The following is a 21,456-nucleotide window of genomic DNA, read 5'->3' on the forward strand; positions in this document are numbered from 1 at the left end:
TGTCGTCATCTGCTATTCTCCCAAAGCAATGTGGCGCGGTAGAAATCCTGGTTGCTGCAATCGATCTTCAGAAACAGCGGCATCACACCCGTGCACATTTTCAGCCTAACTAATCTAAACATGCTGATAATTTTGTTACCATCGGCTTCAAATAAAGGAAATATAAATAATTGCGATTGTGAGGGCTTTGGCTTTGAATGAGCGGCTTGCCGTCAATCGTGCCGCCTGATCTGCTCACTCGGCGCTGCCAAGCAGCAAAAAGCGCGCCAACATGTCTTCGATCATATCCACCATCGACAGACGGCGCTATCGAACAGCATCATGCAACGGTAGCTGTGCTTTGATCCAGCAGGACCGGCCATCGCAATGAACTTGCGCCGGCGCGAAAGCTGCCAGATCTTGGCGCGCCGTTGCCGTTTTTCCGGTTCGACGACGGGTAAAGCGAATAGGGAACGCTGCCGACAACATCGAAAGGATCATTGCTGGCCGGCACCATACCGGCGGTTCTGAACGCGCCAAGACGCAGAGCTTCGTCAGCGGCCCGTGCGACCTGATTGTCGTTCCGGCGCCTGACGTCAGTAAAGCGGACGACGTCGAAAACGACTCGTAAATCGCGCGTGTTTGCCGACAATGTTGACGAAACGGCCAGCTTTGGTCGCATGGGCTGCTAGCCGTGTGGCGTGTTCATCATGGAAGCAGAACAGGAATCACCAGCCGACCTGCGCAGCGGAGGCGCGCGACGAGGACCTTGATCTGTTCGGTCAGCCCGCAGCGCGGCGTTCGAAGCATGGCACGATTGCTGCTATGGCTTCAGGCCGAGCCGATTGGCATCGTCGACCAGTTTGATCTGGCCGATCCATTTCCACAGAACCAGGTTGAGCGCATCAGGCGGCGCTGCGCGCGCGTAGCTGGGCACGAGAATTCCGGCGAACCCTCTTGCCAGAGCTGCTTCGGCAAGGTCATGCGATGGAACGGACTGGCGCGAGAGCATGCGGTCTCGCCACGCAGGATCATCCAGCAGCGTGGGTGTCATGCCGAAGGGCACGAGGGCTTTCGCCTCGCGGCCATCAAGCAGGGGTCCGACATCGGCTTGATAAGCGACAAGCGTGGTGGGTTGCAGCGTTCCAACCTGATTGGCTTCGCGCAGCGCGGTTTCAGGCGCGAGCGAGGTGTAGAGCGCAGCACGTCCGATCCTGTTGAACCTGCCTCCGTAACGGGCTGCTCCCGCTCCTGAAAGCGGATCGCGTGCGTAGACCGGGTTGAGAGCCCGGTAGAGCAGTCCGGCAAAATGCATCGCAACTAGGCGTGAATGCCGGCGTCGACCGCATCGATATACGCAAGGACATCGTCGGTCCGGTTGGCCTGCACCAGCTGCATGGCTGTTTGCCCGGAAAATCCAGCCAGCGGTTCCGCCCGGTACCAGGCGTATGCAAGCAGCGGCGATCCGAAGCGCGGCTCCACCTTGCTCAAGACTTCGGCCATCTGGCGTAGCCTGCGCTGGGTACGTGCAGAAGCGATGCGATCCTTGCGCTGGATTGCATCCTTGCCCAACCCCAGCGACCGCGCGAGTTCGTCGCTGGTGGTGCGCAGCACCGCGATCATCTTGCGCGGCGCGAACTCGCCTCGTTCGGCGTAGGCAGGGATAGTCATGACAAGCTCCGAATAGATTGACCCTATATGGCGTCAGACAGGCTGGCAATCAATCCTGCTGTGCGGTGAGGTCATTTGCCAACCTGGCGTCATCCAGCCATAAGCAGACCAGCATGCGTTCATATGATGATTGCCGCAGTTCTCTTTCAATCGTTCAATGGATTACCTCGCGCAACTGGCGCCCGTCGCTGTCTGCAGACGAGGTCACCGCTTTCCAGCCTGAGCACCTTGGACCGCATACCGGGATCGCAATCTGCGACAGCGGTGGACCATCGAGGCAAATCCGGAGCTTGCGCCAGATCTTGGGTGTCCAGCGCGTATCGATATCCTTCTGGCGCGCTTTATCTGGCTTGCCACGCCAGATCTGCTTGCGACGGGCGTTCACTTTCACCTCGCTAGCCATCCTTATGATGCCGGGCCAATCGGGTCGGGCCGGACACCCAAGCAAGGCCTTCCGGTAGCCGAAACCGAAGTCGGTAATCGCAGCAATGATGCCGGGACCTGCACCGGTTCCAAGCAAGCTGACCGCAAGCAGCGCCACGGCGGTTACTTGCCTGCACGATTGGTGCGGGTGCCATAATTGATCGCGGCAAGCGTCACGCCCTGCGCTGTCTGACCGGTAAAAGTGCCGATCGCCATCAACGACGGCGCCGGGAAGCCTTCGGCATCAAAGGTGCGGCCACTGAATGCAGGCCGTTAAGGAAGGTGGTATAGAGGACAATTCTCAAATGAATATCTGCAAAGCCCGCACACATCAGCCAGCCGGACAGTCAACCACCGCAAACCGTTCCGGCAGTTCCGCCTGCCAGCATGACCACCAATATGAGGTGCCACCTCATTGGGAGTCATGCTGCAAGATCGAACAAGGAGGGTGTGAGATCACAGCGGAGCGCCATTCGCCAGCAAGGCGATCAGGCCAAGCGTTTCAGCACAGCGCCCTGCCTGGCCCACTGAAGATTGTGGTGACGGTTCTTTCAACTGCCGATCCTCCTGCCGGTATTACCGGCTGCGTTCATGCCGCGAGAAGTTCATCGGCAGGTCCGAAGAATTCGTAGTGGATACGGCTGGCCGGGACTCCTGCCAATGAGAGCGTCGTCACTGCTGCCCTGAGGAATGGTCGCGGACCGCAGATGAAATAATCGGCCGCATCTGTCGGAGTGTTCGCGGTAAGCCATTCGCCCGTGATGATGCCGGCATGGTCATAATCTGTGCCCGCAGTTTCATCCGCAAGCGGTGTCTGGTGAAAATCAACGATGCTCAGGGCGGGGTTTGTCGCCGCAATCTGCCGCACCTGATCACGCATCGCATGGGTGTTGCTGTCGTGCGTGCCGTGAATATATTGAACAGGCGCGGTGTCCTTGCTTGCTGCCAATGTCTCGAGCATGGGGATCATGGGTGTAAGGCCCACGCCTCCCGACAACAGAACCACCGGACGTTCAGAAGCGCCGGACAGGAAGAACTCGCCGGCAGGCGGTGCCACCTTGAGAATGGTTCCTGCCTCCACATCATCGTGCAACCATTGTGAAACCAGACCTTGAGGCTCGCGCTTCACAGATATCCGGTAGGTTTCGCCATCCGCGGCCGACGAAATGGAATAATTGCGCTTCGTGGCTGGATGGCCCGGTATGTCAAACGCAAAGGTGAGGTATTGGCCCGGCTTGTGCCGCAGCACACTTTTGCCATCTACAGGACGCAGCAGAAAGGATTTGATGACACTGCTTTCCTCCGTCACCGTTTCCACGCGAAAATCCCTCCAGCCGTTCCAGCCGCCATCTGCCTCACGCTGCTGCTGGTAAACCGTGCTTTCGCGGGCAATCAGGATGTCGGCCAAAAACCCATAGGCTTCGGCCCATGCTTCGAGGATCTCCGGGGTCGCCGCATCACCAAGCACGGTCTTGATGGCACCCAGCAGGGCCTCTCCGACATGCGGGTAATGTTCAGGCAGGATCTGCAGCCCGACATGCTTTTGCGCAATGCGCTCCACAGCAGGCGCGAGTGCGGCAAGGTTTTCTATATTGCTGGCATAGGCCAGGATCGCTCCGGTCAAGGCGCGGGGCTGGGAACCTGCATCCCCGTGATGCGACTGGTTGAACATGGCGCGTATTTCATCGTTCTCGAACATGCGGTCATACATTTCGCGCACGATATCAAGGCCATGGGCTTCCAAGGCTGGAACGGTGGCCTTGACAAGGGTAATGGTGGTTTGGCTGAGCGTCCTCGACATGGAGGTTTCCTTTAGACAGAAGTGACAGAGGGATTGTGGTTAAATCGACAGGTTTCAGCCCGGCGGCGGTTCCTTGTAGAAGTCGACCTGCATCTGCATTGCGCCGATCGGCGTGACAAAATGCGGCTGGCAGGGGAGCACCACACCGGGGCTGCCGGGTTCGACGATGATTTCCTCCAGATGCGCAGAGCCTGCCGGATCGAGGATCGTCAGCTTGAGCTGACCTTCAATCACACGGATGTGGCCCCACACGCCTTCCTTGGTGTCGTGCCTGTTGCGTAAAGCGTCGGGCAGCGATGTTTCGTCGAAAATCGGTGTCGAACTGTATGGAACAGGGTCGGCTTCACCCTTGTGCGTGTTGCTCATCAAATCGTATCCTTCTTCATAATTGCTGCTGCATCGACCTTGAAGAAAAGCGCCAGCTGGAGGCTCTGGGCGATACGCTGCGCCTTGTCCTGCAGGTCCCTGGCAGCGCCAGGCTCCATCATCGCGTCGGTCGTGTCGGCCCACAGGGCGAGCCAGCGCGCAAACAGCTCAGGCGTGATCCGGGCCTTGTGCTTCATGTGGGCGGGCACCGGCTGTCCCTTGTAGCGCCCGCTGGTCAGCATGACCGAAGACCAGAACGCCGTCAGCCGATCGAGATGTTCCGGCCAGTCGGTGATGGCATCGTTGAAGATCGACCCCAGATGCTCGTCTGTACGAATCCGGGCGTAAAAGGCCGTCACCAGAGTGTGCAAGCTGTCTTCATCCACTTTCAACAGCGGCATTGTTTCCGACCTCGTTAAACATATATCGGGAATGCATCTATGACGATGCGCTAAAACATGCAATAGGAATGCTTGTTTGAAAGGCACCAGCGATGCGGCTCACCCGCTACACAGATTTTGCGATGCGCGTGCTGTTGTATCTGGCTGCACGACCGGAACGTCTGTGCCCGATCGCCGAGATCGCGGCTTCCTATGCAATCTCGCAAAATCACCTGATGAAAGTGGTGAACGACCTTGTGAATGCAGGCTATCTGGAGAGCGTCAGAGGTCGTTCGGGCGGTATCCGGCTTGCCAGACCTGCCGATGAAATCAACGTCGGCCGGCTGATCCGGCACACAGAGGAAGATTTCGACCTGGTCGAATGCGGCGCCTGCATCATTGCGCCTGCCTGCGGCCTTACCAGCATTCTGGATGAAGCGCTGGTTGCCTTTCTCGACGTGCTCGACAGCTATTCGCTTGCTGACGTACTCGCCCGCAAGGGGGACTTCACCCATCTTCTGCATATCTGGAAGCGGGAACGCACACCGACGGTGGGCATTGCAAAACCCCGTCGGGAAAAGCCCGGTTCTGCCATTGGCGAAACGATGCCGCCGGACAGTGACGGCTATCTGGAAGGTGAGGAGCAGCGGTAAGGGGCTGCGTGCAACTGCCGCTGCTGGATGAGCATGCTCGCAGCATGGGGCCAAGCCCCCCCGGCGGCCTTGTCGAGGGCGGCAAGTGGGGGCGCTGTGTCAGATCATCCCCTGAGTAAAAGCACGCGGGGCCGCGCATGAAGGCTTGGCAGGCGTGCCGCATGAACCCTGAGGCGACCGTTGCCATGGCGTGCAAGCGGTGAGAAAGTCCTGCATCTGCTGGATGGCTGCCTGGTAGCAGCAGCGACCTTGTCACGCAGCCGGCCAGCAGGAAGAGACCTGCACTCACGATTGCTGCTGCGCGTTAGGATGGGGGGCGCCTCTCCTGTTGCCCATGACCGGTTCGCGCTGGGCTGATGCCGGACTGCGCCCGCCCTGTTCATGCAGCGCCCTGGTCATGCAGCAGTGTGCGCCGATGTGCGTCTTTCTGCCCGTTATTCGTGAGTGTCCGGGACTGCAAACCAGATCGTGTGCGTTGGCCCCTTGCCGTTGGTCCTTGCCTTTACCTGCACCTCATCGACGGTGAAGCCCGCCTTCTTCAACAGCCGGGTGAAAGCAGGATCGGGACGGGCCGACCAGATGGCAAGGATGCCGCCGGGGCGAAGCGCGGCGCGTGCACTCGCCAACCCGCGCGAGGTGTAGAGATTGTCGTTCTCCTGCCGCGTCAGGCCATCAGGGCCATTGTCCACGTCAAGGCAGATCGCGTCATAGCGACCGGTGCCGGCCCTGATCAATTCTGCCACATCGGCGATCTGCACCGTCACTCGCGGATCATCGAGGCAGCCTTGCGACAATGCCTGCATCGGCCCCTTGGCCCAGGCGACGATCTGCGGCACCAGCTCGGCTACGACCACCGTCGCATCGGCGGCCGCCACGTCGAGCACGGCACGCAAGGTGTATCCCATGCCATATCCGCCGATGAGGATGCGGACCGCGGCCCTGCTGCCCAGGCGCTCGCAGGTCATTCGGCCAAGCGCCTGTTCAGAGCCGCTCATCCGGCTGCTCATCAATTCATTGCGGTCGAGCGTGATCATGAAATCGCCGTCGTGCCGGAACAGATGGAGCGGCGAGCCGCCCGGCACTTCGGCGATGTCAAGCAGCTCGCGCTGGATCAACGCTTGCGAGCCTTGCGCGCGGCATAGCGGGCATCGCGCGCGGCTTTCAACTGCGCTTCGTCCGGCTTGGCGCGTTCCCGTGCTTCCGCTTCGGCGGCAAGCCGGGCGATTTCCGCTTCCTTGGCCGCTATCTTGTCAGCTTTTTCCTGTTCAGCGGCTCGTTGCTTGGCAGCGCGCCGTTCGGCTGCCGCTGCTTCGCGCGCTGCCTGCGCTGCCTGTTTCTGCGCAATCACTTCGGGATCGGGCGCAGGTTTGTTGCGCAGCTTTTCAAGCGCGTTCTGCCGCGCGGCGCGTGCCATGTCCGCGCGTTCATTGAAATCGGGGTTCTTGAAGCCTGCCATGTGTATCCTGTTGCAATCCTGACATTCCGGCATCGCGCCGGGCTGGGGTTTAATCTTCGCTACCGCATTAGCCGGTCCTGTCTTGTGCAACCCTGTCCATCACAAGGATCACAACCGGTTCGACATCGTGCGCGACTGGCCGCGTTAAATCCACATGTAGCCCAGCGTGTCAACCGGATGCGGCATGAAGCGAGCCGCGGATCATCGTCAGCTGGCGGGATGAAATGCCGTCGCTTGCCTGCACCAGCGCGCCTTCGACGCCGGCAATCTGGATGCCTGCAGTGTCCATCATTTGCCATGCAGCATCGGTAATGGCAAGCAGAGCGTGCATGCCCGAAGGACCAGAGCGGAGCCTGCGCCGGGCGCAATCCACCAGCATTAGCGCTGCTAATGGAGCGCCATCAGTGCCATGTTGCGCTCTTGAACGGCCGCATCCTGATCTGGCGAAATCGGAAAACCAACTTTGGAAAATGGAAATGCTGCCCACGGCAATCAGGGAGCGATGCAAGATCGAGGACAAGGGGAGCATCGTTGATATCCGGTCAGGGCAATTGACCTGCAGGCGCGGCAAACAGCCGGTTCACTTCCCCTCTGCTCGGGAATTGGCGCCTCCCTCAGCTGTGGCAGGCCCTTGCGCGCGCCTTGTACACCCAGCTGCTACAGCTCCCTGATCAGCGGGATGGTGCCGAGGCTGTTCGTGACGCTTGCGGTAACGAATGTGCTCAGACGCTGTTTGCCGGGTCAGGCCATCAAGGCTGTGTCTGACACCACAACCGCCTTGTCAGAAGCAGGCGATTGAAGAAGCATCATACCTTCAGAGCTGCGTTTTGATAGCGGAGCCCGCAATCCCGCCGCGCCGGCCTGCGTTGTGGTTCCTGATGCCGATCCTGCCAGCGCTTATGAACCGGTCCTCGCAAGCAGAATACAGGCCTGGCGCGGCTTATTCAGCTTCCTCGACAGAAAAAAGGCAAGGCACGGCAACGTCAGCGACCGGCGCACCGGTCCAGCAGCCAGGCGGTAAACTGGTCCTGCGTCGCAGTTGCGCAAAAATGCTGTTCTGCAACTGCAATGGCCTTGAGCCCAAGTTTCTCGCGCAATGCCCTGTCCTTTGCCAGCGACACCACCGCAGCGGCGAATTGGGCCGCATCGTCCGCCTGGCAGACGGCGGGTCCTGCAATTTCCTCCACCCCTTGCAGAGTAACGGAAGTGGCCACGATCGCCTTGCCCAGCGCCATTGCTTCCACAAGCTTGATCTTCAGCCCGGAGCCGAAGGTAAGCGGCGATATGACCACGCCGGCACGGCTGTAAAGCGGGTCGAGATCCGCAACCATGCCCAGCAATCTTGCTCCTGCGGGCACGCCATATCCCGCCAGTCCTGTTGCCACGGTTCCTGCAATCTGCAGCGTTGCTTCGGGCAGCGCGTTACGGATCGTGGGCCAGCAGTTTTCGCAGAACCATTTAAGGCCAGCAATGTTCGGTTCTGTATTGCTGCCGACAAACAGGATCTGGTCAGCCTCACCGGGCTGCGCCGTCGCTATGGCTGCAAACGACATCGGCACGGTCATCACCGGCTGTTGTGGCAGGTTTTCGGCAACGAAATCCGCTTCGGCCTGCTGGATCGCGATGACCAGATCCGCACGGGCAAGCAAGTCCAGCTCATCCTTTCTGCTTACCGCCACGACAGAATCGCTTGCTCCTGTTGCGGCGACCAGTTCGGCGCGGCGGTGGAACAGATCGTGCATGATGGTGGCTGTGGCACGTGGTTTTCTGCCAAGGCTTGCAAACGCCTCTGTCTGGAAGATGTAATCGGCAATGACGATCGCGCCATCGGGCACATGCCGCGCGCCATACGTCCTGTCGGCGTCAGTCCAGGGCACGGCAATGCTGTAAGGTGCTTTGCGGTCCTTCAGCCAGTGCATGTTCAATCCCGCGCGGCGCGTAGTCCTTGCCAGCACGCCGCGGGCCGCCGACAGCCATACCGCCGGGTCGAGCGCAACCAGAAGCCGGCCCAGCCGAACGGCGCCACGCGCATGATGACGGGTAAACACCTCCATGTCGCTGGTGAGCCGCAGCACCGGCATGCGCCCGAAAAACGAGGGGGAGGGCTGCACCAGAATGCAGGCAAGCCCGGCACGTCTTGCCGCTGCAGCAAGGTCGAGAAGATAGGCGGAGCTGCCGTTGGTCCGGCCAACCAGGCGTTGCCGGCTGACAAAGACGACATCACAGGGTCGGTGCACAAGTTTCTCCGGATGCAAGGTGGCGCAGCTGTGCGTCTGCTCCTTGCATGGTGGATTGCATGTGGCGCAGGACGGCTGCGTCTAGACAGCATAGCGGCTGCCCTGTCAAAGCTGGCCTGTCAAAGCTGCCCTGTCAAAGCTGGCACTCCTGAAGCTGGAGCTGGCGAAGCTGGCGCTGCCCACGCCTGCGCCATTCTCGACAATGGCAATGAACCGGCCCTGTCTGTATCGCCCACGCGCAACCAGCATCTGGCGTGCCAGCATGTGGCTTGGAGGAAGCTGCCTTACTGCGGCGCGTCAAAATCCGTGGATACGCTCAGCGTCCTGTGCCGTTCCATGGCCGTTCTGATCTCGTCTGTTCGGGCGATGATGGCGGCGTAGGCATCCGGCCCCGCTACAAGCTGACGGGGAGGATCGTCCATGTCGGCTAGCGCCATGACCATGGCGGCCAGCTTGCGTGGATCGCCCGGCTGGCGTCCGTCGGCCGATCGCACCAGTTCGATACGCTGATGCACGGTGTCGGCGTAATCCCCGATGGGATTGTTTCCGCTCTTGAGTGATCGGCCAGAAAACTCGGATCGAAACATGCCGGGGGCTACGGCGCATACGCGGATGCCGAACGGCTCCACCTCACGCGAGGCAGCTTCGCTCATCGCTTCGAGTGCATGCTTGGACGATGCGTAGAACCCCGTTGCCGGGTTGGCGATCCGCCCGGCAAGCGATGAAATGTTGACGATCAGGCCGGAGTGTTGCGCGCGCATGTGGGGGAGCACGGCCTGCATCATGCGCAATGCGCCAAACAGATTGGTATCGAACATGGCCTGGATGGAGCCGATCTCTCCCTCCTCGATGGAAGAAACATAGCCGTAGCCGGCATTGTTCACCAGCGCATCGACCGTGCCGAACCGCGCGATCGTCGCAGCAATGGCATCGCGCACCTGCTCGTCGCGCGTGACATCAAGGGCGATTGCCAGCGCCTGGTCGGGATAGCGCGTTTCAAGATCGGCGACATCGGTGATCTTGCGTGCGGTCACCGCGACCCGGTGTCCTTCTTCCAGCAGATATTCGGCAATTGCGCGCCCGATGCCGGTGGAACAGCCGGTGACAATCCACACCCGGCTCATTGTGCTATTCTCCACAGATAGGATTGCGCGCGTTCGTCGCGCTGGCGGGCCCGCTCGGCCGGCGTGATGCGGTGCGTGTCGGCCGGCAGGGCATCGTCAAGTTCGGACAGTTTCACGATGCGGCTGTGCGCGCCAAAGCCGGGACCCGGCCGCCCATCTGCAAATTCTGCCCAGCGCAGCGTCAGCAATCCTTGTGGCATGTCGCAAGGATCAAGCCAGTTCCAGACACCGGGATCTGTTACACTCACCACGAAGGTAAGCTTGTCCGCGCTGTTGCGCCTGGCCTGCGTAAGGTTCAGGCTGGAGGTGCGATCGACGATGTTGTTGGTCGTGCCCCAGATGTTGGTAATGGGGGCAAGGAAATAATCCGCGCCGCCAAGACCGACATCGATCACCAGCGCCTCGTCGTCCTGCAGATCGAAGTGGCTCATGATGTAAAGCTGGTTGCGCAACGCGCCGTCGCTGTCCCTGTCGATGGTAAAATCGAAGCTGTTGGCTTCCTTGTCCATCGCCTGCGCGTTCCAGCGCATGGTGTTGTCGACATTGCGGATGAGCATCGCCTGGGCGTCTGCCACCTGTTCATCGAAGCTGCGCTGCGGCGTTGCAGCCGGGCTGCCCAGTCGCTCTATCGTCAGCGTGTTGGGACGCTCGGCTGCCCAGTCGGCGAGCACATCGCGGATGTAGAACTCGACCGCTTCGGGTGAGGAGCGAATGTGATTTGCCCGCTCGCCCGCTTCGTCGGCATCGACGGAGATCTCGAACCTGCCTTCGTCGTCAAGCTGCAGACCCTTGCCGTCCAGCACGTCGACCGTGCCCATATGTGCATTCCACAAGGTGAAATAATTCTCCGTGAGGCGGGGATGATGAACCTGTCCGCGGATCACGTAACGCTCCGAACCGCTGATGGGGATCACCCGGTAGACGCTGTCGGGGTTGTCCAGCCCCCAGCGCGATCCCGGCACGGCTGTCCCGTCAAGCTGGTGGGGAATGCGCGATATGGTGACGATCCCTGGCCGCATCGGATCGCTGTTGAGCGACCAGATGATGGCGCCGAACACCACCTCGGGGTAGGCTGTGTCGAAAGCCTTGCGCATCGCGGGTCTTGGCCGTGCCTTGTCGAGCCAGTAAGCGCGCCGGTCCTCGATGGTCTGCTGCATGCGCGGATCGGCGAGCACGGCAAGCGCGGCATGTTCGAACCGTGCCTGTTCGGCCGTGGCGATCGGGTTGTTCATGGCGTCTTCTCCAATTGCTGGAGGTTGAGCTTATCAACCCGCGAGATCCCGGCAACGAAGGCGCCATTGGCGGTTGTGCCCGATGTCTGCTAAAGTGACGTGAACATGCAGCGATGGTTGCCAGCGATGCCCGGGGCAAGCAGATGCAGGATGACAAAGGGGAGGGCACATGCAGCAGCCTGCGCAGGCAAAATATCACACCATGGGGTGCAGGCAGGCAGGCGCATTCCAGTTCGAACACATCAGACAGGATGGTCGCGGACCTTTTGAACAGACACATCGTCTTGACAGGCCTTCTGTCGTCTATCTGCGTAACGGGAGCAATCATCCGGCTTTAGGGTGCCTTGGGCAGCCTACGTCCCATCGCTCGTTCACCCCGTTCGGCGTGGCGGCGCTCATTCCGGCCAATCTCACGCTGCATGTCCGGTCGCCCGAATTCCAGTACCGGGAAATGATCATCATGCGGTTTGACGAGGCGCAGCTTGGCACCATGTCACCTGCCAACGGCAACGCCCCGTTCGACGAGCTTGTCGCCTGCATCGACCTTCATGGCGCCGATCTCATCCAGGCGCTTGACCGGCTTGCCCGCGAACTGGTCGCGCCGCGCCATGCGAGCGACACGATCCTGCAGGGACTTGGCCTTCTCATTACCGGCGAGCTTGCCCGCTGCCTCGCGGAGCTGCGGCACGCACGACTGGGCCGCCGCGGCATGCTGGCCCCCTGGCAGATTGCCCGCATCGAGGATCATCTGACCGGACTCATCGATACCAGCGGCGCCACGGCGGCGGATTGCAGCGTCGATGAACTTGCCCGGCTGTGCGGGATCGGCAGGCGTCATCTGATGCGGGCCTACAAGGCGACCACCGGCATCACCGTGATGGAGCAGGTGACCCGCCGGCGTTTCGATGCCGCGGTGCGGATGCTGGAGCACAGCGATGCACCGCTCAAGACCATCGCCTGGCAGCTGGGCTTCTCCAGCCAGGGCAACTTTTCCACCGCTTTCAGGCGCAGGTTCGGGCAAAGCCCCGGACAGTGGCGGGCGCAGCGCCGGACCGCGTAGGAGGCGCGCGTTCAGTCCGGCTGGTCCAGCTTGCGTGCGCGCGTTTCAGGCAAACCAATCCAGACAAGCGGCACGGCAAGGTAGGCGACAAAGCCAAGGACTGTCGCGGCTGCACCGATGCTGCCCAGCGGCGCGACCAGAGCGCCCAGGATCCATGGCGCGGTTACTACGCCCCATCGACCGAGCAGATTGTGACACCAGCCATTGGCCGCGCCGCGCAAGGCCGTTGGAAACAGCTCCGAATTGATGGTGTATGCCGCCACCCACACTCCCATCATGGCCTGCAAACCCACGAAGGAGCCTGCGATCGCCCACCAGCTTTGCGCATTGTAACAAAACTGCGTCAGCGCGCCCAACATGACCATGAAGACGGTGATGGTCCATCGTCGGCCGATCAGATCCATTGCAAACCCGGCGAGCAGAAATCCGGACGACGTGCCGGCAAGACCGAGCACTGCCAGCGCGGTAAAATCCGCCGGCACCCAGCCACGCTCTGTCACCGCATATTGCGTGAAGAACAGCGCCGACACCGAAGTGGCAAAATTGATGATCAGCCACAGGAGGCTCATCGTGATGGTGGAGCTGCGCAGTTCCGGCCGCAGGAGCAGACGCAGTTCAGCCAGAATGGAACTGTGTTGCCAGTTCGCCTTCCCGGCTTTCCAGATCGGCGTTTCCGACAGCCAGATGATCAGGAGCGGCGTTGCCAGGAGGGGAATAGCCCCGACCACGAACAGCAGCCGCCACCCCCATGCCGTTGCCAACGCCGGTTCGAGCAGCAGGAACGGCAGCGCTGCACCAAAGCTGCCACAGGCGCCAAGCAAGCCATTGGCGCGCCCGCGCAGCCGTGGCGGAATGGTTTCGCTGACCATGATGTAGGCAAGCGCAACCTGCGTCACCATCAGCAGGCGTGCGACAAACTGGATCGCGGTATAGCTGGCGACGCTGTCGCTCAAAACGGTGGCAAGCGATCCCAGCGAGAAACCGGCAGCGGCAAAGATCAGCACAGGTTTGCGCCCGAAGCGGTCGGACAGGCGGATCGTCAGAAAAGCCAGGATGGCGCCGATTGCGATAATCCCGAGCGCGCGGCCCAGCGCCGCCGGTGTCGCGCCGAACTCCTCGCCCAGATAAGGCAGCACGACACTCGTCGTGCTGATGTCAAATCCTTCGAACATTACCACAAATGCCAGCAGACCAATCATCACGACATGCGATCTGGTCAGCTTTTCATTCGAATCCGGCATGTGCGGGCGGTCGGCACCTGCCGTCATGCAGCACCACAGGTTTCAAAGACGCTGACAGGTGTCTGGACTACCCCTGCGTCCCTGGCGTAGCGCTCCCATGCTTCTACCAGGCTTGCAAGGATGTCCGGATGTTTGCTGGCCAGATCGTGGATCTCGCCCGGATCTGATTGCAAATCGTAAAGCTGCCATGCGGCATTGCCTTCAGGAGCACGCAACCAGACGGCTTTCCAGAAGCCGCGACGGATGGCCCTGCGACCGAACAATTCCCACCCGAACTCGGCATCGGCAGGGTGCACGCGATCTGCCGCGGCGGCCAGATGGTGGCGCATCGACTTGCCTTTCAATGGCTCCACGCTGCGCCCTTCGAACGAAGCGCTTGGCGTGACACCGGCCATGTCCAGCATGGTGGCCGGCACATCCATGGCAGTGGCAAAGGCATGGCTGATCGCGCCTTGTCCAGCTATGCCTGGCCCACAGGCGAAGAATGGCACGCGGATGCCACCCTGGGTCGTGAACGCCTTGTGCAGCCGGGATGGCGCGGTTGCTGCCTGGGCCCAATGCGGACCATACCAGCAGCAGCTGGTCGCCCGCCCGAGATTTTCCAGGCTATTGTCGAAATGTTCTGCGATGCGTGCCTCGATGATGGGACCCACGATGGGCAATGCTTCGACCATCGCCCCTTCGGCGCCATTGTCGGACAGGAACATGACGACGGTATCTTCAAGGTCGCCGCTTGCCCGCAGCGTGTCGATCACCCGCCCTACATTGCGATCCATGCATTCGACCATGGCGGCATAGACCTCCATCGTGCGTGCCGACCAGGAGCGTTCATCGTCATCAAGCTGCGACCAATCCGGAGCACCGACAAATGAATGTGCCGCAGCATTGCGGGGGCACAAGCCCGTCTGCTTCATTTGCTCCATGCGCTGCGCACGCAGCACGTCGGGTCCGGCGTCGTAGCGTCCTTTGTAGCGCGAGATATCGGCGTCATGCGCCTGCAACGGCCAGTGCGGCGCGCTGAAGGGAAGGAACGCAAGAAAGGGTCGGTCACGCGGGCGTTCATCGAGATATTCAATCAACCGCGTGGCGAAATAATCGGAAGAATAGAAATCGTCCGGAAGGCTGGAGACAGGAACGCCGTCTTCTTCATAGGCTGTGCTCACGACCGAGAACCGGTCCGCGCCTTGGCCGGAAAAGTGGCTTGCGCCGGCTGGCAGAAGCGCAAAGGAGCGGTCGAACCCCCGGGCTGCCGGCCGACTTCCTGCTGTGTCCCCCAGGTGCCATTTGCCGGCCATGACGCAATGATAAGGCTTGGCATCATCGCCTGCTCGCAGGCGTTGCGCCACTGTTACCACGCGATCGTTGAGATGACCTTCGTAACCTGGCGCGCCTTCGAACCCGGCATGCGCCATCTCCAGCATCGTGCCGATCCCTGCCAGATGCGGATCGGTGCCGGTCATCAGCATTGCTCTGGTGGGCGAACACGCAGGAGCGGAATGGAAATCGGTAAAACGGGTGCCGCTCATCGCCAGCGCGTCGAGGTGCGGTGTCGATATCTCTCCTCCGAATGCCCCCAGGTCCGAATAGCCGAGGTCGTCCGCCACGATCAGGAGGAAGTGCGGCCGTTTCAAGAAGTGATCCTGAAGGTGACGCCATAGGTTCTGGGGTCGCCCAGTATTGCTGTCGATTGCCCGGTGTTGAAAGCAGATGGATTGATGATGGAGACATATTCGCTGTCGAACAGATTGCGGGCAAACAGCGACAGATCCCAGCCCTGCCGTTCGTCACGCACGCCGATCCGGGCATTGGTGACATGATAGCCATCTGCAAGCGAGTCCGCCGCCAGATTGTAGGTGGTGTAGAAATCGGACCGATAGGAATGATCGGCCTGCACATAGAACATCCGATCCTCGTCAAGCCGGGCAGAAAATTTCCCGCCCATGGCTGCCGAATATTTCGACACGCCAGGCAGCCGCCGCCCGGAAAGGTCGCAGGTCAGCTGCAGGCCGACGTATTCGACAGGGCAGGGCGCGTTCAGGAAGTCGCGGTACGAAGCATCGGTATATGCGCCCGATGCAAACAGGCGCAGCGACCGGGAAAGTTGCAGGTTTGCATCTGCCTCCACCCCGCGCGAACGAACGCTGCCGACATTCGCGATGTAGGCAGTCTGTGCAACGGCGGTGTCGATCTGCTGGCTCTGGTAATTGTCGATGTCCTGCGTGAACGCGGCAAGATTGATCGTCAAACGCTGGTCAAGCAGCCCGGCCTTGATGCCCAGCTCGTAAGCCTCGACCTTTTCGGGTTCGATGACGCGCGGCGCGGTGGTCGCATTTAGGTTGAGCCCGCCCGACTTGAACCCACGTGCATAGGTTGCATAGACCAGCAGATCGTCGCTTGGATTGACGGCAATCGTGGCGCGCCCGGTCAGATTGTCTTCGCTGCTGTCCACATCATAGGCGATCGCAGGCGCAAAGGCATTGCGGATCGCCTGCGCGCCGAACAGCACTTCGGTCGCGGAAAGTTCAGGGCCGCGCTGCACTTGGGCAAACGAGCCGGTCTTGTCCTCCTTGGTGTACCGCAGGCCACCGGTCACATCGACGAGTTCGCCGATGTGGTACGTGGCCTCTCCGAAGATCGCATAGCTGTTGGTGCTTGCGCGCGCCGCGCCATCCGCGAACAGGCCATTGAGCGCTGCCTGTCCGCCGATCGACGCCGCCGATGAACCGGGCGCCGGACCAAGGATCCACAATGCTGCATCCTCGCCGTATTTGACAAAGATGTCGTCGTCGATCCGCTGCCAGAAGTAATACAGCCCGGCGACGTAATCGAGCGTGCGCACCCCGTTGGAAGCGATGCGCAGTTCCTGGCTGAACTGTTCCTGATCCTCGTCTATTCCGGCATCGACGAAGATATCGAGGCCGGTGAGATCGCCATCGGTGCTCGGCCGGTATTGCAATTTGCGCCAGCCGGTCACCGAAGTGACTGTTGCTGCACCAAGGTCGAGGTCGGCGATTGCTGCTGCGCCATAGGTCTTGATGGTGTTATCGAACGGCCGGTTGGTTTCAAGCCTGCGTGCAAACGGGTCGACCGGCAGTGTTTCATAACCAAACCTGGCAATGCGATCGAGGAAGTTGTTCGGCAGCGCTGATCCGTCGATGCGCGTGGTGCGGATCGTGGTGGTGGGGCCTTGGCAGCAATCCTGTTCAAAGCTGCTGTAATCGCCGGTCAGCCGCAGCCGAAAAGCGTCACCCGGTTCAAACAGGACCTGCCCGCGCAGGCTGAGGCTGTAAAGGTCGTGCACCCGCTTGCCTGTGCTGGCAACGGTCTGAAATCCCTTGTCTCGTACCGTGTCGCTCATGCTGAGCCGCACCGCGACAGTGTCGGTCAGCGGCGCCGTTGCGGTGGCGCGGGCCTGGATGGAACGATAATTGCCAAGGCTGATCTCGGCCCGGCCGGAAGGGGTAAAGGACGGCTCCTGCGTGACGATGTTGATGGCGCCTGCGGTCGTATTCTTGCCGAACAAGGTGCCTTGCGGCCCGCGCAGCACCTCGACCCGTTCCAGATCGTAAAGGTCGAACGCGGCCTGCGTCGGCCGGCTGTAATAGACCTGATCGACATAGACGCCGACGCCATATTCAAGGCCGAGGCTGGCAAAGGCAGGAGTCGCGCCAAGCCCGCGAATATTGATGTTGGTCTGACGCGGGTTGGTGGCGGTCAGTTGCAGGCTGGGCGCAAGCTGCGCCACTTGCGTGAGCCCGATCGTGCCGGGCTGCGTCACCTGCGCACCGCTCAGTACGGTGAGCGCAATGGGAACATCCTGCGCGGTCTCGACCCGCCGCCGGGCGGTCACGATGATCGGATCGGTGGCAAAGACATTGCGATCTGCGCCTTGCTGTTCGTCCGCAGGCGGCTGTTCCTGCGCCGACGCGGTGCTGACACAGGCAAGCATGATGGCAAGCGCAGAGCCGCCAAGCCAGATGTTGCCCGAAATCCTTGCAATCATTGCAAAATGCCCCTGCCCTGCATGTCTGCCGCAAGATCGGCAGAAGCAAATTGTGGCACAAACGACGGCGATTGTGACGGATTTCACTTGTGCGGAAAAGTCGCTTTTTTGAGAAAGCGACATGTTTGGCAACGCCGCGACACCGCGACACGAAGACGCAGGTCAGCACGCCCGACGCGGCCTGATCCCCGCGCTCCTGACAAAAAGACCCGCGCTCCTGGTGCGAACGGCCTGCAAAACCCATCCCCACCATGATCAGCACCACGCTCCTTGCAAGCAGCCAACGCGGCAGGCCATTCGTTGCGACGAGGCTTCCAGTCCCGAACGGCAATAACCAGCGTTGGCAGAATATCAGGATCAGCGGGAAAGACACGAGCAGCGGCGTCATGACGTCGGTGGCGCTGTCGATGACCCGATTGGCTGCAGCGGTCATTTCCGGCGCTGATCCAAGGCAGCATGAACATAAGTATGGCGACCGATGCCGGCAGTGCCCGTTTTGCACTTGCCGAACCGATGAACAGGTTGAGCGCCCGTGTAGCCAGCACGATCAGCCCGGCAATTTTGGCGTAGGAAGCGACAGGTGCCGCAGTCCGTCTGCACCTGGTGCAATGATCAAGTCGACATTGCGCCGTTCATCCGTGGGTCCTCGTTCATTGTGCTGGACCTGCATATCGCCATCATCGTTCATGCCATGCGCGAGGCGCAGGACCATGAAAGCCACCGCGCATGCGACAACATCATGCATGAGGTGCGTAGCTTGCGCGTCGGGACTGCCGCATGGCAGAAACCACGCCCACCAGCGACGTGACCACAGCTGGCGGCTTACGGCCGGTGCGGCGTTCTGCACGGGCAAGGCACCACCTTGCGACCTGTCGCGGTGCCGCAATACGCGGCGCAATCAGATCGATGCGATCGAGTGTCCGCCGTCCACCACGATGACAGAGCCGGTCATGTAGCTTGAAGCATCGCAGGCCAGCAAAAGCAGCGGCGCGTCAAGCTCCTGCGGTTGGCCCACGCGTCGCTGGGGAATGCGCTGCATCATCGCCTTGCCCGCCTGTGTATCCCAGAAGCCCTCGTTCATCGCTGTTTCGACATAACCGGGCGCAATGGCGTTCACCCGGATCTTATAACGCGCCCATTCCAGCGCCAGCACCTTTGTCATCTGCACGACGCCTGCCTTTGATATCGCGTAGGCAGAAACGTGCATCGCCTGTCGCGTGGCGAGGATCGACGCAATGTTGATGATCGACCCGCCATTTTCCCGCATCACCAGAGCGGCCTGTTGCGCAACCAGAAAGGCACCACGCAGATTGACATCGAGAATGCTGTCGAAATCTGCCGCTTCGTAGGCAATGGCGGGCTTTATATCGGTGATGCCGGCGTTGTTGACCACCACATCAAGGCCGCCCCATTCCTGCTGCACGGCGGCTATGCACTGGCTGATCGATTGCGGGTCTGCCACATCCAGGGGGATGCAGATAACCTGCCCGCCAGCCGCCCCGATTTCATCGGCAAGCGCGGCAAGCTTGTCTGTGCGACGCGCGGCAAGGGCGACCCGCGCGCCTGACCTTGCCAAAGTGCGGGCAAATTGCGCACCCAGGCCGCTGGATGCACCGGTGATCAGCGTGCGTTTGCCTGATACATCAAGTTCCATGTCGTTCCCTGTTCAAAGAAGCGTTGGCAGACCGTGCGCGTGCGGATCTGCCGCTTTCAGGTTCAGCATCACCCTTGCGCAAAATAGCCAAGCGGCGCCAGCGCGATACCTGTCTGGTGTTCCAATTGTCTGTTGCAGGCGCGGTAGGTCTCCAACGCCAGCCGGGACATGTCCGGGTTGAGCGTGACATGTCCGCAGCGCCGCACAAGCACGTTGCGCAACCGGGCAAGCGGCGGAGGCTGGCGCAGCTGCCAGCGGTCCTTGCCGATGCGACGGACGTTTTCCTGGTCGGCACTGCTGAGCGCAAACGACTGTTCCTCCCGGTCGAGAAACATGGCAAGCTGCCGTCCTATTCTCCGTGAGTCCGTGCGCAGCCATTCCATCGGGAGAAAGACCCGGTCCTCGTCCGCAACGACCTGTGAAACAGCGGTAAGGATTGCCGCATAATCGAGCAGCGCGCCAAAAGTGAACCGGTTCTGTCGAGGGTCGCACGTCCGGCGAATGAAGGCATCGGCGTCCGCCTGACCTGCATGCCGGTTGCGGTCCGACATCTGGACGTAATGCGACATCAACCAATGATCCTGCCGCCGGAACAGACACAGGATCTTCATCTGTTCAATGCCGCGCCGGTGCAAAGCATCTTGCATGGCGACAAGGTGCGCAGCAAACAGGCCCTGCCGGGAGGCCTGCCGCCCAATTGCTTCATCAGACAGCAGAATATCGCGCTCATCCTCCTGCCAGCCCGAGCCGAGCAGATGGTCAAGGAGGCGGTCGGGTTCGTGTTGCCAGACGGTATCGCTGCGCCGGAAAATGGAGCCTAGCAGCCGGTTGCCTGAGTTCGCGGTGCTCGAGCCATCATGGAAATAGCTGTCGGACGGCATGGAAACCACTTTCATGTCGTTCAGCTTTGAAAATAATTGCTGCTGAAGGAAAGTGGAGCCAGTTTTGGGCAAGCCGATGTGAAGATAGAGAGTGCGGGCAATCATGGCGATCAGATTGCCTGTTGCAGCAGCAATGTCCATGGTCCGTTTTCGCGACGTGCCGCGCTGGCATGGGATACCCCCAGCGTTGAAGCGACAATGCTAAATACCCTGATCACCCGGGTTCAGAAGGCATCTTATTGGGAGATCACCCCAGATCTTGGTGACATGCTCATCTATCCATCTGCCGGATATTTGCCCGCTGTTCGGACCAAAGCGGGTGGAGTATTGCCCGTCCTTCAGATCCACTCTTGGTTGATCCATATCAGGATATCGCATCATGATTGGCCGTTGGTCAGACCCTTCCAGATAAAGCAGATCAACGGTGTAATCCGGGGTATGCACGCCCAAATCTACTATAGGCGGCAGATCTTTTGCCAGCAGAGAACGTGCAACTTCGTAAGCACCCCCGTCTTTGCCGGAGAGCCTGCAAACCACCAGATCATCATCTTTGTAGTAAAGGTAGAAAAACGGACCTCGGCCGACCAGGATGTGGTCTTCGAAACGCTGTGCTACCCAACCGCAGACGAGGATCCGGTCAAGCAGTTCCAAAGTCTTGCCGTTCCAGATTGCTATTTGGAAGCCTCCACCCCAGCCATTTTCCAGGCCATAGCCGGAATGTGCCTGCTGCAGCATCATTGTTCCCATGAAACTCAAGATCTCGGCTAGGGTAGATCCTGCCCCTCCTGAACCTAACATCTTCTCTGCATACCAGTAAAAATCGCCCGTGCCCGTGCCAAGCGCCCACAACTTTCCCAATTTTCCGACTGGATATGGCACAGTGTTTATGTCGAAGCTTCCGGTGCAGTTCTCCAATGCCAGAGTGAGAAAGGCTGTGACTTTTCTGAGATCATTTTCAGGATATTCGTTAATGATTTGATTGGTTAAATTCAGATCCGCTTTTGCGTCACCCAGTCTCTTTTTAAGGTATTTGGCGAATGATAAGGCTTCAAACTCGGAGCCCGCCTATCCGAGTACATGATAATCATTTATCTTGCATAGCTTTTGAGTAAGGCCAACTGCTTGCTTCGTGCAGTCATTTTTGTATTCGAAAGCTGTTTCTCTTGTGGCGGGTATATAAGGAACTATGTCTGGGCGGCCCGACACAAGCAGGTCCGACATCATCACAAGATGATCATTGCCTTCATACATAATGCACAAGGTCACATGCGGCCCTCTTTATCGCAGATTCTGTA

The 21,456-nt window shown here is 60.2% G+C and carries 23 protein-coding genes and 1 pseudogene; 3 read left to right on the forward strand and 21 right to left on the reverse strand.

From position 1 onward, the window contains the following. Positions 1-319 precede the first annotated feature (319 nt). The 7 genes from RM533_RS06595 to RM533_RS06625 form a co-directional block, all read right to left on the reverse strand. The gene (locus RM533_RS06595) at positions 320-661 is read right to left on the reverse strand and encodes a hypothetical protein (protein WP_311340432.1); all 342 of its coding nucleotides are present in this window, start codon (positions 659-661) and stop codon (positions 320-322) included. Between the two features lie 141 nt (positions 662-802). Further along, entirely contained in the window at positions 803-1,294 is a 492-nt protein-coding gene (locus RM533_RS06600; protein WP_311340433.1) for an RES family NAD+ phosphorylase, read from the reverse strand. A gap of 5 nt (positions 1,295-1,299) precedes the next feature. Beyond that, complete coding sequence (locus RM533_RS06605; RefSeq protein WP_311340434.1) at positions 1,300-1,650, reverse strand: antitoxin Xre/MbcA/ParS toxin-binding domain-containing protein; 351 nt, start codon at positions 1,648-1,650, stop codon at positions 1,300-1,302. A 154-nt stretch (positions 1,651-1,804) separates the two neighbouring features. After that, positions 1,805-2,191, reverse strand: coding sequence for a hypothetical protein (locus tag RM533_RS06610; protein WP_311340435.1), 387 nt, complete (start codon positions 2,189-2,191; stop codon positions 1,805-1,807). 471 nt (positions 2,192-2,662) lie between these two features. Next, positions 2,663-3,874 carry an NO-inducible flavohemoprotein gene (gene hmpA, locus RM533_RS06615; protein WP_311340436.1) on the reverse strand — a complete coding sequence of 404 codons (1,212 nt, stop codon included), beginning with the start codon at positions 3,872-3,874 and terminating at the stop codon, positions 2,663-2,665. A gap of 54 nt (positions 3,875-3,928) precedes the next feature. Then, on the reverse strand, positions 3,929-4,240 hold the full coding sequence (locus RM533_RS06620) for a TehB family protein (protein WP_311340437.1): 312 nt from the start codon (positions 4,238-4,240) through the stop codon (positions 3,929-3,931). After that, entirely contained in the window at positions 4,240-4,641 is a 402-nt protein-coding gene (locus RM533_RS06625) for a group III truncated hemoglobin (protein ID WP_311340438.1), read from the reverse strand. The genes RM533_RS06620 and RM533_RS06625 overlap by 1 nt, the downstream gene beginning before the upstream one ends. 92 nt (positions 4,642-4,733) lie before the next feature. Here RM533_RS06625 and RM533_RS06630 point away from each other — a divergent pair, with 92 nt between their 5' ends. Further along, positions 4,734-5,273, forward strand: a complete 540-nt coding sequence (locus RM533_RS06630; RefSeq protein ID WP_311340439.1) for an RrF2 family transcriptional regulator — start codon at positions 4,734-4,736, stop codon at positions 5,271-5,273. Between the two features lie 434 nt (positions 5,274-5,707). Here RM533_RS06630 and RM533_RS06635 read toward each other — a convergent pair whose 3' ends face one another. From RM533_RS06635 to RM533_RS06665, 7 genes are all read right to left on the reverse strand, one after another. Further along, positions 5,708-6,388 carry a spermine/spermidine synthase domain-containing protein gene (locus tag RM533_RS06635; RefSeq protein ID WP_311340440.1) on the reverse strand — a complete coding sequence of 227 codons (681 nt, stop codon included), beginning with the start codon at positions 6,386-6,388 and terminating at the stop codon, positions 5,708-5,710. Further along, positions 6,385-6,729, reverse strand: a complete 345-nt coding sequence (locus RM533_RS06640; RefSeq protein ID WP_311340441.1) for a DUF6481 family protein — start codon at positions 6,727-6,729, stop codon at positions 6,385-6,387. Before RM533_RS06640 ends, RM533_RS06635 begins: the two co-directional genes overlap by 4 nt. 169 nt (positions 6,730-6,898) lie before the next feature. After that, entirely contained in the window at positions 6,899-7,060 is a 162-nt protein-coding gene (locus tag RM533_RS06645; RefSeq protein WP_311340442.1) for a hypothetical protein, read from the reverse strand. A gap of 652 nt (positions 7,061-7,712) precedes the next feature. Beyond that, positions 7,713-8,966 carry a glycosyltransferase gene (locus RM533_RS06650; protein ID WP_311340443.1) on the reverse strand — a complete coding sequence of 418 codons (1,254 nt, stop codon included), beginning with the start codon at positions 8,964-8,966 and terminating at the stop codon, positions 7,713-7,715. Between the two features lie 105 nt (positions 8,967-9,071). Further along, a complete protein-coding gene (locus RM533_RS06655; RefSeq protein WP_311340444.1) occupies positions 9,072-9,230 on the reverse strand; it encodes a hypothetical protein in 159 nt (52 codons plus the stop codon). Positions 9,231-9,250: 20 nt separating this feature from the next. Beyond that, positions 9,251-10,090 carry an oxidoreductase gene (locus RM533_RS06660; protein WP_311340445.1) on the reverse strand — a complete coding sequence of 280 codons (840 nt, stop codon included), beginning with the start codon at positions 10,088-10,090 and terminating at the stop codon, positions 9,251-9,253. Then, a complete protein-coding gene (locus RM533_RS06665; RefSeq protein WP_311340446.1) occupies positions 10,087-11,322 on the reverse strand; it encodes a hypothetical protein in 1,236 nt (411 codons plus the stop codon). The genes RM533_RS06660 and RM533_RS06665 overlap by 4 nt, the downstream gene beginning before the upstream one ends. Positions 11,323-11,491: 169 nt before the next feature. Here RM533_RS06665 and RM533_RS06670 point away from each other — a divergent pair, with 169 nt between their 5' ends. Beyond that, the gene (locus RM533_RS06670; protein WP_311340447.1) at positions 11,492-12,382 is read left to right on the forward strand and encodes a helix-turn-helix domain-containing protein; all 891 of its coding nucleotides are present in this window, start codon (positions 11,492-11,494) and stop codon (positions 12,380-12,382) included. Positions 12,383-12,393: 11 nt separating this feature from the next. Here RM533_RS06670 and RM533_RS06675 read toward each other — a convergent pair whose 3' ends face one another. The 4 genes and pseudogenes from RM533_RS06675 to RM533_RS13645 form a co-directional block, all read right to left on the reverse strand. Beyond that, positions 12,394-13,650 (reverse strand): MFS transporter, encoded by a 1,257-nt coding sequence (locus RM533_RS06675; protein WP_311340448.1) that lies wholly within the window; start codon positions 13,648-13,650, stop codon positions 12,394-12,396. After that, positions 13,647-15,254 carry an arylsulfatase gene (locus tag RM533_RS06680; protein ID WP_311340449.1) on the reverse strand — a complete coding sequence of 536 codons (1,608 nt, stop codon included), beginning with the start codon at positions 15,252-15,254 and terminating at the stop codon, positions 13,647-13,649. Before RM533_RS06680 ends, RM533_RS06675 begins: the two co-directional genes overlap by 4 nt. Continuing rightward, positions 15,251-17,626, reverse strand: a complete 2,376-nt coding sequence (locus RM533_RS06685) for a TonB-dependent receptor (protein ID WP_311340450.1) — start codon at positions 17,624-17,626, stop codon at positions 15,251-15,253. Before RM533_RS06685 ends, RM533_RS06680 begins: the two co-directional genes overlap by 4 nt. Before the next feature lie 310 nt (positions 17,627-17,936). Next, a pseudogene (locus tag RM533_RS13645) lies at positions 17,937-18,128 on the reverse strand (AbgT family transporter); the annotation flags it as partial. 78 nt (positions 18,129-18,206) lie between these two features. Here RM533_RS13645 and RM533_RS06695 point away from each other — a divergent pair. After that, positions 18,207-18,434, forward strand: coding sequence for a hypothetical protein (locus RM533_RS06695; protein WP_311340451.1), 228 nt, complete (start codon positions 18,207-18,209; stop codon positions 18,432-18,434). Positions 18,435-18,524: 90 nt separating this feature from the next. Here RM533_RS06695 and RM533_RS06700 read toward each other — a convergent pair whose 3' ends face one another. From RM533_RS06700 to RM533_RS06710, 3 genes are all read right to left on the reverse strand, one after another. Next, entirely contained in the window at positions 18,525-19,280 is a 756-nt protein-coding gene (locus RM533_RS06700; RefSeq protein WP_311340452.1) for an SDR family NAD(P)-dependent oxidoreductase, read from the reverse strand. 68 nt (positions 19,281-19,348) lie between these two features. Continuing rightward, the gene (locus RM533_RS06705) at positions 19,349-20,302 is read right to left on the reverse strand and encodes a hypothetical protein (RefSeq protein ID WP_311340453.1); all 954 of its coding nucleotides are present in this window, start codon (positions 20,300-20,302) and stop codon (positions 19,349-19,351) included. A 60-nt stretch (positions 20,303-20,362) separates the two neighbouring features. Next, complete coding sequence (locus RM533_RS06710) at positions 20,363-21,019, reverse strand: hypothetical protein (protein WP_311340454.1); 657 nt, start codon at positions 21,017-21,019, stop codon at positions 20,363-20,365. Positions 21,020-21,456 lie beyond the last annotated feature (437 nt).

This window comes from Croceicoccus esteveae (genome assembly GCF_031846435.1).
In the GTDB taxonomy this organism is placed as follows: domain Bacteria; phylum Pseudomonadota; class Alphaproteobacteria; order Sphingomonadales; family Sphingomonadaceae; genus Croceicoccus; species Croceicoccus esteveae.